Origin of the sequence: Janthinobacterium sp. SUN118, assembly GCF_030397695.1 — a bacterium.
Taxonomy (GTDB): Bacteria; Pseudomonadota; Gammaproteobacteria; order Burkholderiales; family Burkholderiaceae_D; genus Janthinobacterium.
In genome coordinates this window covers 3007518-3020275 of the sequence record NZ_JAPUBV010000001.1, presented here as the reverse complement: position 1 = coordinate 3020275, position 12758 = coordinate 3007518, and the positions used below count along the sequence as shown (strand labels likewise).

Annotated in this window: 10 protein-coding genes; 9 read left to right on the top strand and 1 reads right to left on the bottom strand. The window is 63.8% G+C overall.

Features of this window, described 5'->3' with window-relative positions; translation table 11 throughout:
- Window positions 1-45: 45 nt before the first annotated feature.
- Genes O0880_RS13625 through O0880_RS13615 form a run of 3 tightly spaced genes read left to right on the top strand, consistent with a single transcriptional unit; the run spans window position 46 to window position 3421 of the window.
- Complete coding sequence (locus tag O0880_RS13625) at window positions 46-1290, top strand: nitrate/nitrite transporter (RefSeq protein ID WP_071323830.1); 1245 nt, start codon at window positions 46-48, stop codon at window positions 1288-1290.
- Window positions 1287-2672, top strand: coding sequence for a NarK family nitrate/nitrite MFS transporter (locus O0880_RS13620; RefSeq protein WP_289886933.1), 1386 nt, complete (start codon window positions 1287-1289; stop codon window positions 2670-2672). Before O0880_RS13625 ends, O0880_RS13620 begins: the two co-directional genes overlap by 4 nt.
- Before the next feature lie 56 nt (window positions 2673-2728).
- A complete protein-coding gene (locus tag O0880_RS13615) occupies window positions 2729-3421 on the top strand; it encodes a carbonic anhydrase (RefSeq protein WP_071323828.1) in 693 nt (230 codons plus the stop codon).
- A 116-nt stretch (window positions 3422-3537) separates the two neighbouring features.
- Here the strand turns inward: O0880_RS13615 and O0880_RS13610 are convergent, their stop codons facing one another.
- Window positions 3538-3909: a ribonucleotide reductase subunit alpha gene (locus O0880_RS13610; RefSeq protein WP_289886932.1), complete on the bottom strand. Its 372-nt coding sequence runs from the start codon at window positions 3907-3909 to the stop codon at window positions 3538-3540.
- Window positions 3910-4151: 242 nt separating this feature from the next.
- On the opposite strand from O0880_RS13610, the gene O0880_RS13605 reads away from it, so the two are divergent.
- The 6 genes from O0880_RS13605 to moaA all read left to right on the top strand — a co-directional run bounded on the left by O0880_RS13605 (window position 4152) and on the right by moaA (window position 12758).
- The gene (locus O0880_RS13605) at window positions 4152-7850 is read left to right on the top strand and encodes a nitrate reductase subunit alpha (protein WP_289886931.1); all 3699 of its coding nucleotides are present in this window, start codon (window positions 4152-4154) and stop codon (window positions 7848-7850) included.
- A 1-nt stretch (window position 7851) separates the two neighbouring features.
- Window positions 7852-9402 carry a nitrate reductase subunit beta gene (narH, locus tag O0880_RS13600; RefSeq protein ID WP_071323825.1) on the top strand — a complete coding sequence of 517 codons (1551 nt, stop codon included), beginning with the start codon at window positions 7852-7854 and terminating at the stop codon, window positions 9400-9402.
- A gap of 9 nt (window positions 9403-9411) precedes the next feature.
- On the top strand, window positions 9412-10080 hold the full coding sequence (gene narJ, locus O0880_RS13595; protein ID WP_289886930.1) for a nitrate reductase molybdenum cofactor assembly chaperone: 669 nt from the start codon (window positions 9412-9414) through the stop codon (window positions 10078-10080).
- 28 nt (window positions 10081-10108) lie between these two features.
- Complete coding sequence (gene narI / locus O0880_RS13590) at window positions 10109-10795, top strand: respiratory nitrate reductase subunit gamma (protein WP_071323824.1); 687 nt, start codon at window positions 10109-10111, stop codon at window positions 10793-10795.
- Window positions 10796-10936: 141 nt separating this feature from the next.
- Entirely contained in the window at window positions 10937-11683 is a 747-nt protein-coding gene (locus tag O0880_RS13585) for a peptidylprolyl isomerase (RefSeq protein WP_289886929.1), read from the top strand.
- 88 nt (window positions 11684-11771) lie between these two features.
- Window positions 11772-12758, top strand: coding sequence for a GTP 3',8-cyclase MoaA (gene moaA, locus O0880_RS13580; protein ID WP_289886928.1), 987 nt, complete (start codon window positions 11772-11774; stop codon window positions 12756-12758).

The following is a 12758-nucleotide window of genomic DNA, read 5'->3' as shown; positions in this document are numbered from 1 at the left end:
GGCACTAACAAGAACAGTAACAACAACAAGGCAGCCGAACCGGGCATGCGGCGCAAGCAGGCGTCCGTGCTGGTCAGCAGTACCTTCGCCTTCACGATCTGCTTCGCGGTATGGATGATGTTTGCCGTACTGGGCATCCCCATCAAGACCAGCCTGGGCTTGACTGAAACGCAATTCGGCCTGCTGGCCGCCATGCCCGTGCTGACGGGCTCACTCGTGCGCGTGCCGCTGGGCATCTGGACGGACAAATACGGCGGACGCCGCGTCTTCTTCCTGCTGATGCTGGCCAGCGTGGTGCCGATCTACCTGATCGCCTACGCCACCGCCTACTGGCATTTCCTCTTGCTGGGCATGTTCGTGGGCCTGGCGGGCGGTTCGTTTTCCGTCGGCACGCCCTACGTGGCGCGCTGGTACGAGAAGGAGCGCCGCGGCCTGGCCATGGGCATCTTCGGCGCCGGGAACTCCGGTTCCGCGCTGACCAAGTTCGTCGCGCCCGGCATCGTCGCCGCCTTCGGCTGGCAGATGCTGCCCAAGGTGTATGCGGTGGCCATGCTGGCCACGGCCGTCATCTTCTGGCTGTTCTCGTACACGGACAAATCGCACCTGGCGCCATCGGGCGAGAGTTTTTCGGCGCAGATGAAGGTGCTGAAGGACCCGCGCGTGTGGCGCTACTGCCAGTACTACTCGGTGGTGTTCGGCGGCTATGTGGCGCTGGCGCTGTGGATGACGAAGTACTACGTGGCCGAATACGGCTTCGACCTGAGCCACGCGGCGCTGCTGGCCGCCTGCTTCTCGCTGCCGGGCGGCGTGCTGCGCGCGCTGGGCGGCTGGATTTCGGACAAATACGGCGCGGCGAAAGTCACCTGGGCCGTGATGTGGGTGTGCTGGGTGTGCTTCTTCCTGCTGTCGTACCCGCAGACGCAGATGGTGGTGGAAACCGTCACGGGGCCGCTGGCCTTCCATATCGGCCTGTCGCCGCTGTGGTTCACCGTGCTGCTGTTCATCGTCGGCATCGCCATGGCCGTGGGCAAGGCGTCCGTCTTCAAGTTTATCGGCGATGATTTTTCCGACAACATCGGCGCCGTTTCGGGCGTCGTGGGCCTGGCCGGCGGCCTCGGCGGCTTCATCCTGCCCGTGATGTTCGGCGCCCTGGTCGACTTCACCGGCGTGCGTTCGAGCGCCTTCATGCTGTTGTACGGCACCGTCTGCGTCTCGCTCGTCTGGATGCATTTCTCGTTCAAGCCGCTGCGCGCGGCCACTACCAATCAACCTGCAGGAGTAAAAACATGAGCCGCTACATGATCAATACGTGGGAGCCGGAAACACCGAGCTTCTGGCAAAGCACGGGCAAGGCCACGGCCGCGCGCAATCTGTGGATTTCGATTCCCGCACTGCTGCTGGCGTTCGCCGTGTGGATGGTGTGGAGCGTGGTGGTGGTGAACCTGCCCAACATCGGCTTCACCTACAGTAACAACCAGCTGTTCTGGCTGACGGCCTTGCCGGGCCTGTCCGGCGCCACCTTGCGCATCTTTTACTCGTTCATGGTGCCGATCTTCGGCGGCCGGCGCTGGACGGCCATTTCCACCGGCTCGCTCTTGATCCCCGCCATCGGCATCGGCCTGGCCGTGCAGGACGTGAACACGGGCTATCCGACGATGCTGATCCTGGCGCTGCTGTGCGGCTTCGGCGGCGGCAATTTCGCCTCGTCGATGGCCAACATCAGCTTTTTCTATCCGAAGGCGAGCAAGGGCTTCGCGCTGGGCATGAACGCGGGCCTGGGCAATCTGGGCGTGTCGGTGGTGCAGTTCGTCGTGCCGCTGGTGATCACGTTTGCCGTCTTCGGCGCCTGGGGCGGCGATGCGCTGACCTGGGTCAAGAATGGCGTGAGCAAGGACATGTGGTTGCAGAATGCGGGCTTCATCTGGGTGCCGTTCATTGCGCTCTCCACCTTGCTGGCCTGGTTCGGCATGAATGACCTGGCGTCGGCCAAGGCTTCGTTTTCCGAGCAGGCCGTGATCTTCAAGCGCAAGCACAACTGGCTCATGTGCTGGCTGTACACGGGCACCTTCGGTTCCTTCATCGGCTATTCGGCCGCGTTTCCGCTGTTGATCAAGATCCAGTTCCCCGACGTCAATCCGCTCGACTACGCCTTCCTCGGTCCCCTGGTGGGCGCGCTGGCGCGCGTGGCCGGCGGCGTGATCTCGGACAAGCTGGGCGGCGCGCGTGTCACCCTGTGGTCGTTCCTGCTGATGATAGGCGCCGTGCTGGGCGTGCTGTACTTCATGCCGCAAGGCGGCGTTGGCGGTAACTTCAATGGCTTCTTCTGGATGTTCATGCTGCTGTTCGCCGGCACCGGCATCGGCAATGCGTCGACCTTCCGCATGATCCCCGTGATTTTCCTGACCGAGCATCAGCGCGCCGCGGCCGGCAAGGGCAAGGCGGCGCAGGAGCAGGCCATCGTCGACGCCAACAAGGAAGGCGCGGCCGTGCTGGGCTTCACGTCGGCCGTGGCGGCCTACGGCGCCTTCTTCATCCCGAAAAGCTACGGCACCTCGATCGCCATGACGGGCAGCCCCGACGCGGCCCTGTGGTGCTTCATCGGCTTCTACGTCAGCTGCATCGCGATTACCTGGTGGTGCTATGCGCGCAAGAATGCGCCTATGCCTTGCTAAAGTTGGCATGCCTGGCAAGCCGGTCTTGCCAGGCGTTGAGGAAATGAGAGTATGTGATGGAAGAACTGGAAAAATTCGTCAACGGCTTCAGCCTGTTTCAGCAGCAGTATTTCAGCGAGCCGCAGACTTTGTACGACAGCTTGCGCGACGGGCAGCGGCCTTCGACCCTGCTGATCGGCTGCTGCGATTCGCGCGTTGACCCCATGCTGCTGACGGGCAGCGACCCGGGCGACATGTTCGTCGTGCGCAATATCGCCAACCTGGTGCCGCCGTGTACCCCCGATGCGCCGCCCGGCGTCAGTTCGGCCATCGAGTTTGCCGTCTGCAAGCTCGAAGTGGCCAGGGTCATCGTGCTCGGCCATGCGCGCTGCGGCGGCATCCGCGCGCTGCTGGAGCCGCAGCCGCGCGCGCAGGGGCAGGAAACGGACTTCGTGGGGCAGTGGATGCGCATCGCCGAACCGGTGGCGCAGCGCGTGCGGCGCGACCTCGGACACCGCTCGTCGGCGGAACAGCATCATGCGTGCGAGCTGGCCAGCATATTGCAGTCGCTGGACAACCTGCTCACCTATCCCTGGCTGAAGCGCCGGGTCGAACAGGGCGTGCTGAAACTGCATGGATGGTATTTCGATATCGACAGCGGGGCGCTGATGGCGTATTCGGCGCGCCAGCAGCAGTTTTTGCCCCTCGTCTGTCCCATCGAACGGGCGCGCCATTTACACGAGCGGCCGTGGCCGGATGCGGCCAGGTAGAGGTGTCGGATTACGCGCGGCGTTGCCGCGCTAATCCGACCTACGTCGCGACATTCTTCCGTCAATTACGCAAGGCAGGTCGGATTGGCCGGTAGGGCGTCATCCGACAAGTTCCTTCAGCTGAAACGCAGCAAATCGCCGCTGCGGTCGAACGCCAGCAATGTATCGATGCGGCCTTGCTCGATGGCCGTCACCATGGCGCGCAGCGGCGCCTCGCATTCCTGCGGCGCGGGCGGCTGGCCGTCCCGGCCCGCCAGTCCCGCCACGAAGACCACGTCCCAGTGCGTCTGCATCTGCTTCGATTCCTCCGTGAGTTTTTCAAAGCTGTCCAGTTCATCGGGCAGCTTGTCGGCGCACATCACGGGCGTGAGCGACTTGCCCTGGCCGCCAGGCTGGGCCTGCGCCTGGGTAAACGTGAACAGCAGCCGTTGCGGCTGTTCCTGGGTGCGGGCGCTGCGCAGCAGGCTGGCGTAATCGGTAATGGGCATGGCTTTTCTCCTGGTTGAATGATGGCGACAGGTATACCGCAGCGCGCGCGTGCCGCCCATAGGCAATAGTGACTATCCGGGTGACTACGCGCCTATGCATTCCTGGTGCCGGAAACCGACTTCTTGCCAATACCGCCGCGCAGGGCGCATCGCTAGACTGTTGGTATCGACGCTTGAGCCATCGTGCTTGCAGCGTTTCTTAAGACCTGGCGCCGCTGTCCGCGGCGCAATGTGGAGGTAGCATGAGTCACTTTCTGGACCGCCTTAAATTTTTTAGCAAGCCCGCCGAGCCGTTTTCCAACGGCCACGGCACCGTGGTCGATGAAGACCGTACCTGGGAAAACGCCTACCGCCAGCGCTGGCAGCACGACAAGATCGTGCGTTCCACGCATGGCGTGAACTGCACCGGCTCGTGCAGCTGGAAGGTGTATGTCAAGAATGGCCTGATCACCTGGGAAACCCAGCAAACCGATTACCCGCGCACGCGTCCCGACCTGCCCAATCATGAACCGCGCGGCTGCCCGCGCGGCGCCAGCTATTCCTGGTATGTGTATTCGGCGCAGCGCGTGAAGTACCCGATGGTGCGCGGCCGCCTGATGGAAATGTGGCGCGAAGCGCGCAAGACCATGGACCCCGTCACGGCCTGGGACTGGATCAGCCAGGACCCCGTGCGCTCGCAGCAATACAAGTCCATCCGCGGCCTGGGCGGCTTCGTGCGCGCCACGTGGGACGAATCGAACGAGATCATCGCCGCCGCGAATGCGCTGACGATCAAGAAATACGGCCCGGACCGCGTCGTCGGCTTTTCGCCGATTCCCGCCATGTCCATGGTCAGCTATGCCTCCGGCACGCGCTACCTGTCGCTGATCGGCGGCGTGGCCCTGAGTTTCTATGACTGGTACTGCGACTTGCCGCCGGCCAGCCCGCAAGTATGGGGCGAACAGACGGACGTGCCGGAATCGGCCGACTGGTACAACTCGACCTATCTGATGGTGTGGGGCTCGAACGTGCCGATGACGCGCACGCCGGACGCCCACTTTTACACGGAAGTGCGCTACAAGGGCACGAAAACCGTGGCCATCTCGCCCGACTACGGCGAAATGGTGAAGTTCGGCGACATCTGGCTGGCGCCGAAACAGGGCACGGACGCCGCGCTGGCGCTGGCCATGGGCCACGTCATCCTCAAGGAATTCCATGCGGAAGGCCAGAGCGCCTACTTCCGCGACTATGCGCGCCAGTACACGGACTTCCCCATGCTGGTGCTGCTCAAGGAGCATAACGGTACCCTGGTGCCCGACTACTTCCTGCGCGCCTCGCACCTGGACAACAACCTCGACGAGACCAACAACCCGGAATGGAAAACCCTCGTCATCGACGAAAGCACGGGGGCGATCACGGCGCCGGCCGGCTCCATCGGCTTCCGCTGGGGCGAGTCGGGCAAGTGGAACCTGGAACAGAAGGCGGGCGGCAGCGGCGCGCCCATCGTGCCGATGCTGTCCATGATCAACGACAGCGACGCCGTCACGGAAGTGGGTTTTGCCTACTTCGGCGGCAAGGACGCGGCCGACATGCTGCTGCGCAAGGTGCCCGTGAAAACCATCCGCCTGGCCGACGGCACGACGGGCCTGGTGACCACCGTGTTCGACCTGACCCTGGCCAACTACGGCATCGACCGTGGCCTCGGCGGAGAAAATGTCGCGGAAAGCTATGACGACGACGTGCCGTACACCCCCGCGTGGCAGGAAAAGCATACGGGCGTGAAACGCGCCGACGTCATCACCGTGGCGCGCCAGTTCGCGGAAAACGCCGACCAGACGCGCGGCAAGAGCATGGTCATCGTGGGCGCCGGCCTGAATCACTGGTACCACATGGACATGACCTACCGCGGCATCATCAACATGCTGATGATGTGCGGCTGTATCGGCCAGTCGGGCGGCGGCTGGGCCCATTACGTGGGCCAGGAAAAGCTGCGTCCGCAAACGGGCTGGACGCCCTTGGCCTTCGCCCAGGACTGGGTGCGCCCGATGCGCCAAATGAACGGCACCTCGTTCTTCTATGCGCACACGAGCCAGTGGCGCCATGAAAAGCTGGAAACGGGCGACATCGCCTCGCCATCGGCGGCCGGCGGCACGGGCGACCTGACCCTGCTCGACTACAACGCCAAGGCCGAGCGCATGGGCTGGCTGCCATCGGCGCCGCAGCTGCAAACCAATCCGCTGGAAGTGGCCAAGGCCGCCAGGGCGGCAGGGCAGGCGCCGGCCGCGTATGCGCTCGACCAGATCAAGGCGGGCCAGCTGCAGTTCTCGTGCGACGATCCGGACAATCCGGCCAACTTCCCGCGCAATATGTTCGTCTGGCGTTCGAATATCCTCGGCAGCTCGGGCAAGGGCCACGAGTACTTCCTGAAATACCTGCTCGGCACGCAGAACGGCTTGCTCAGCGACGAAGACGACTGCCTGAAACCGCAGCAGGTGAAGGTGCGCCCGGCCGCCGAAGGCAAGCTCGATCTGCTGGTGGTGCTGGACTTCCGCATGTCGACCACCTGCCTGTACGGCGACGTGGTGCTGCCGACGGCCACCTGGTATGAAAAGGACGACCTGAATACGTCGGACATGCATCCGTTCATCCATCCGCTGTCGGAAGCCGTGCAGCCGCTGTGGCAATCGAAGTCGGACTGGGAAATCTACAAGGGCATCGCCGAGAAATTCTCGGAAATCGGCGGCGAGCTGCTGGGCACCCAGCAAGACATCATCCTCACGCCGCTGATGCACGATACGCCCGGCGAACTGGGCCAGCCTTTCGATCCCAAGGACTGGCGCGCCGGCGAATGCGAGGCGATTCCCGGCAAGACCATGCCGAACATGACGGTGGTCGAGCGCAATTACCGCGACGTCTACAAGAAATTCACGTCGATCGGCCCGCTGCTGGAAACCATCGGCAATGGTGGCAAGGGCATTTCCTGGAAAACGGGCCATGAAGTGGACGTGCTGCGCGGTATCAACCGCACGGTGCTGGAAGCAGGCGTGTCGCAGGGCCAGCCGCGCCTCGATACGGCCATCGATGCGGCCGAGATGATCCTGTCGCTGGCGCCGGAAACGAATGGCCACGTGGCCGTGAAAGCCTGGGCCGCGCTGTCCGCCATCACGGGACGCGAGCACACGCATCTGGCGCTGCCGCGCGAGCATGACAGCATCCGCTTCCGCGACGTGCAGGCGCAGCCGCGCAAGATCATTTCCTCGCCCACGTGGTCGGGCCTGGAAAGCGAGGAAGTCAGCTACACGGCCGGCTATACCAACGTGCATGAACTGATCCCTTGGCGCACCCTGACGGGCCGCCAGCAGTTCTACCAGGATCACCTGTGGATGCGCGACTTCGGCGAAGGGCTGTGCGTGTACAAGCCGGCCATCAACACGAAGACGACGGAAGCGCTGCTGGGCACCCAGCCGAACGGCAACAAGGAGCTGGCGCTGAACTTTTTGACGCCGCACCAGAAGTGGGGCATCCATTCCACGTATTCGGACAACCTGCGCATGCTGACCCTGTCGCGCGGCGGACCGCACGTGTGGCTGTCGGAAATCGACGCCAAGACGGCCGGCATCGTCGACAACGACTGGATCGAAGTCTTCAACGTGAACGGCACCCTGACGGCGCGCGCCATCGTCAGCCAGCGCATCCCGGCCGGCATGACGATGATGTACCACGCGCAGGAAAAGATCATCAACGTGCCCGGCGCGGAGATGACGGGCAAGCGGGGCGGCATCCATAACTCGGTGACGCGCGCCGTGCCCAAGCCGACGCACATGATAGGCGGCTACGCCCAGCTGGCCTACGGCTTCAATTATTACGGCACGGTGGGCTCCAACCGCGATGAATTCGTATTGGTGCGCAAGATGAACAAGGTCGACTGGCTCGAAGGCCCGTTGCAGGAAGAAGGAGCATAGTATGAAAATCAGAGCGCAAATCGGCATGGTGCTGAACCTGGACAAGTGCATCGGCTGCCACACCTGTTCCGTCACGTGCAAGAACGTGTGGACCAGCCGCGACGGCGTCGAGTACGCATGGTTCAACAACGTCGAGACGAAACCGGGCATCGGCTATCCGAAGCAGTGGGAAAACCAGGACAAGTGGAATGGCGGCTGGCGCCGCACGGATGCAGGCAAGATCGAGCCGCGCCAGGGCAGCCGTTTGAAAATCCTGGCGAATATCTTCGCCAACCCGAACCTGCCCGCCATCGACGAGTACTACGAGCCGTTCACCTACGACTACGAGCACCTGCAAAGCGCGCCGTTGTCGCAGACGCCGCCGACGGCCCGTCCGATCTCCGTGCTGACGGGGAAGAAGATGGAAAAGATCGAGTGGGGCCCGAACTGGGAAGATGACCTGGGCGGCGAATTTGCCCAGCGCAGCAAGGACAAGCTGTTCGACAACATGCAGAAGGAGATGTACGGCACGTTCGAGAACACCTTCATGATGTATCTGCCGCGCCTGTGCGAGCATTGCCTCAATCCGACGTGCGTGGCGTCGTGCCCGTCCGGCTCCGTCTACAAGCGCGAAGACGACGGCATCGTGCTGATCGACCAGGACAAGTGCCGCGGCTGGCGCATGTGCATCTCCGGTTGCCCGTACAAGAAGATTTACTACAACTGGTCGTCCGGCAAGGCGGAGAAGTGCACGTTCTGCTTCCCCCGCATCGAAGCGGGCCAGCCTACCGTGTGCTCGGAAACGTGCGTGGGCCGCATCCGCTACCTGGGCGTGCTGCTGTATGACGCCGACAGGATCGAGGCCGCCGCTTCCGTGCCGCAGGAGCAGGACCTGTACCAGGCGCAGCTCGGCCTGTTCCTCGATCCGCACGACCCGGCCATCATCGCCGAGGCGCGCCGCCAGGGCATCCCCGACCTGTGGCTGGAAGCTGCCGTCAAGTCGCCCGTCTACAAGATGGCCGTCGAGTGGAAGGTGGCGTTCCCGCTGCATCCCGAATACCGCACCTTGCCGATGGTGTGGTACGTGCCGCCGCTGTCGCCGATCCAGGCGGCCGCCGAATCGGGCAAGCTGGGCGTGAACGGCATGCTGCCCGATACGCAAAGCCTGCGCATTCCGGTGCAGTACCTGGCCAATCTGCTGACGGCCGGCGACCAGCCGCCCATCGTCTCGGCGCTGGACCGCATGCTGGCCATGCGCGCCTACATGCGCAGCAAGACCGTCGAGAAGGTGGAAAACCTGACGGTGCTCAAGCAGGTGGGATTGACCCAGGCGCAGGTGGAGGACATGTACCACATCATGGCCATCGCCAACTACGAGGACCGCTTCGTCATCCCCAGCAGCCACAAGGAAATGGCCGAGGACAGCTTCAACGAGAAGGGTTCCTGCGGCTTCAGCTTCGGCAATGGCTGCTCGGACGGAGTCAGCGAGCCGACCTTGTTCGGCAAGAAAAAACACGGTTCGGCCATCTTCATGCAGATGCCGAAGTCGCGCAAAACGGCGCCAGGCGCTTAAGGAGCTCATATGGACTACGCTATGAATCACTATCACATCCTCTCGCGCCTGTTGCTGTATCCGGAGCCCGAGCTGATCGCCCACCTGCCGCAGCTCGATGCCGCGCTGGCGGCCGTGCCGGAACAGCACGCGCTGCTGCGGCCCTTGCTGGCGCACCTGGAAAGCAGCAGCCTGATCGACCTGCAGCAGCAGTACGTGGCCACCTTCGACCGCAATCCCTCGCACTCGCTGCACCTGTTCGAGCATATCCACGGCGAATCGCGCGACCGGGGCCAGGCCATGGTCGACCTGATGGAGGAATACAAGCGCCACGGCCTGCAGATGGTGGGCGACGACTTGCCCGACTTCGTGCCGCTGTTCCTGGAGTTCCTGGCGCAGCTCGACGAGGCGGCCGCCGCGCCATTGCTGGGCGACGCCGTCCACGTGCTGGCGCATATCGGCCGCAAGCTGACGGCCAACGGCAGCCCGTATGCGCCTGTCTTCACCCTGCTCGAACGCCTGAGCCCCGTGGCGGCAGAAACGCTGGCCGAACCGCCGGTGCGCGACATGGACGAAGCGCTGGAAACCTTCGGTCCCGGTGCGGACGGCGTCGAGCCGCTGCTGCGCCAAGGCCATGGCCAGGTCGCGGGCGGCGTCCATCCCGTGCATTTTCACCCGCAGCCGCGGCGCGCCGCCTGAACGGCGTCCGCATGAAGAGGAGTACATCATGAGTCATTACCTGCATCAATTCGTCTACGGCATCTATCCGTACATCGCGCTGGCCATCTTTTTTCTCGGTAGCCTGATCCGTTTCGACCGCGAGCAATACACGTGGAAGTCCGATTCCAGCCAGCTGCTGCACCGCGGCAGCCTGCGCCTGGGCAATATCCTTTTCCATATCGGCATCATTGGCCTGCTGTTTGGCCATGCGGCCGGCTTGCTGACCCCTGTCTGGGTGTGGGACACCCTGGGCGTGTCGCACAGCCTGAAGCAGGGCGTGGCCATGGCGGCCGGCGGCGTGATGGGCGGCCTGTGCCTGGTCGGCCTGCTGATCCTGCTGGCGCGCCGCTTTTCCAATGACCGGCTGCGCGCCGTCACCACGGCCGGCGACAAGCTGGTGATGCTGTGGATCTTGCTGACCTTGCTGCTGGGCCTGTCGTCGATCTTTGTCTCCGCCTCGCACATGGATGGCCACATGATGGTCTTGCTGATGCAATGGGCGCAGCACATCGTCACCTTCCGCGCCGACGCGGCCAGCTTCATCGTCGACGCGCCGCTGGTCTTCAAGCTGCACCTGTTCATGGGCATGTCACTGTTCGTCATCTTCCCGTTCACCCGCCTGGTGCACGTGTGGAGCGGCTTTGGCGCCATCGGCTACCTGGGCCGCGCTTACCAGTTGGTGCGCCGCCGTTAAAAAAAACGCCATGAAAAATCTACTGCGCGTAGCGATTTTCGGCCTGCGATGCTCACTGCGCATGCGCACAGCTGCGCTTCTCAGCCGCAACTCATCTCCGCTCGCGACGATTTTTCAGGCTATTTATGGAAGGAAAGTAAGATGGGAATCTCCGTCAATGGCATCGATATCGACGATGCCGACATCGCGCAGGAACTGCCGCATCACGACAGGGCCGGCAATCCGCTGAAACAGGCCGTGCATGAACTGGTGCTGCGCCGCCTGCTGCTGGACGAGGCGCAGCGCCTCGGCGTGCAGGGCGCCAGTATTGATGACCGCATCGAGGCGCTGTTCGCGCAGGAAGTGCGCGTGCCGCCCGCCGACGATGCGGCCTGCCGCACGTTTTACGCGCAGCGCCCGCAGCTGTTTCGCAGCGGCGCGCTGGTGGAGGCGCGCCACATCCTGTTCCAGGTGACGCCCGAGGCGCCTTTGGAGCTGCTGCGCGCCACGGCGCAAGCCGTGCTCGATGCCTTGAAACTGGCGCCCGAGCGCTTTGCGGAACTGGCGGAGCAGTACTCGAACTGCCCGTCCGGCGCGCTGGGGGGCAATCTGGGCCAGCTGTCGCCGGGCCAGAGCGTGCCGGAATTCGATGCGCTGCTGTTTCGCCTGGAAGAGGGCGCGCTGGCCGGCCACTTGCTGGAAACGCGCTTCGGCTACCACGTGGTGCAGGTGCTGCGCCGGGTCGAAGGCCAGGCCATTCCCTACGAGGCGGTGCAGGCGCAGATCGCCGACCGCCTGTCGCGCGCGGCCTGGCAGCGCGCCGTGCACCAGTACCTGCATTTGCTGGTGGGCCGCGCCGAGATCGCCGGCATCGAGCTGGAAGGCACAGCCAGTCCGTTAGTGCAATAGACCGGAAGGCGTAGGCCGCTAGGCCTTCTGGGGCACAGTCAGATCGTGCCCCAGCCTTTACAATCGAGGAAGAAACAGGAGTAGCGTCATGAGTAGCGTCAAGTTGCAGGACCGTTTTGGCCGTTCGATCGATTATGTGCGGCTGTCCGTCACCGACCGCTGCGACTTGCGCTGCAGTTATTGCATGCCCAAGGGCTTTCGCGGCTTCGAAGAACCGAAGGATTGGCTGACGTTCGATGAAATCGAGCGCCTGCTGGGCATTTTCGTGCGCCTGGGCACGCGCCGTGTGCGCCTGACGGGCGGCGAGCCGCTGTTGCGGCGCAAGCTGCCCGAGCTGGCGCGCAAGCTGTCGTCGCTGCCCGGCCTGCAGGACCTGTCGCTGTCGACGAATGCCACGCAACTGGGCAAGCACGCCACGGCCTTGCGCGCGGCGGGCGTGGACCGCATCAATGTCAGCCTCGATTCGCTCGACCGCGCCTGCATGCAGCAGATCACGGGGCGCGACAGCCTGCAACCCATCCTCGATGGCCTGATGGCGGGCAAGGCGGCCGGTTTTGACCCGATCAAGATCAATATGGTGGCCATGCGCGGCGTCAATGACGGTCAGATCGAGGCCATGGCGGCGTTTTGCATCGAGCAGCAGTTCATCCTGCGCCTGATCGAAGCCATGCCCATGGGCAGCACGGGCCGCGATGCCCACTACATGCCGCTGGCCGCCGTGCGCGAGCGCCTGGCGGCCCGCTTCGGCCTGGTGCCGCAGGCGCAGGAGCTGGGCGGCGGGCCGGCGCGCTACCTGGCCACGCCCGATGGACGCTCGAGCATCGGCTTCATCACGCCCATGTCGCAGCATTTTTGCGCCAGCTGCAACCGCGTGCGCCTGTCCGTCGATGGTACCCTGTACCTGTGCCTGGGACAGGAAGAGAAATTCGCCTTCGGTCCCATGCTGCGTGGCGGCGCCACCGATGCGGAGCTGGAAGCGGCGATCCGCGCGGCCATCGAACTGAAGCCGCAGCAGCATGATTTCAACACGCAGCCGGACAAGATTATCCGTTTCATGGCCCAAACCGGAGGCTGA

Excerpts from the sequence above, each read along its gene's own strand:
- O0880_RS13615 (WP_071323828.1), top strand. The coding sequence starts at position 2,729 with ATGGAAGAACTGGAAAAATTCGTCAACGGCTTCAGCCTGTTTCAGCAG.
- O0880_RS13610 (WP_289886932.1), bottom strand. The coding sequence starts at position 3,909 with ATGCCCATTACCGATTACGCCAGCCTGCTGCGCAGCGCCCGCACCCAG.
- O0880_RS13625 (WP_071323830.1), top strand. The coding sequence starts at position 46 with ATGCGGCGCAAGCAGGCGTCCGTGCTGGTCAGCAGTACCTTCGCCTTC.
- O0880_RS13605 (WP_289886931.1), top strand. The coding sequence starts at position 4,152 with ATGAGTCACTTTCTGGACCGCCTTAAATTTTTTAGCAAGCCCGCCGAG.
- narH (WP_071323825.1), top strand. The coding sequence starts at position 7,852 with ATGAAAATCAGAGCGCAAATCGGCATGGTGCTGAACCTGGACAAGTGC.
- O0880_RS13620 (WP_289886933.1), top strand. The coding sequence starts at position 1,287 with ATGAGCCGCTACATGATCAATACGTGGGAGCCGGAAACACCGAGCTTC.
- O0880_RS13585 (WP_289886929.1), top strand. The coding sequence starts at position 10,937 with ATGGGAATCTCCGTCAATGGCATCGATATCGACGATGCCGACATCGCG.
- narI (WP_071323824.1), top strand. The coding sequence starts at position 10,109 with ATGAGTCATTACCTGCATCAATTCGTCTACGGCATCTATCCGTACATC.
- moaA (WP_289886928.1), top strand. The coding sequence starts at position 11,772 with ATGAGTAGCGTCAAGTTGCAGGACCGTTTTGGCCGTTCGATCGATTAT.
- narJ (WP_289886930.1), top strand. The coding sequence starts at position 9,412 with ATGGACTACGCTATGAATCACTATCACATCCTCTCGCGCCTGTTGCTG.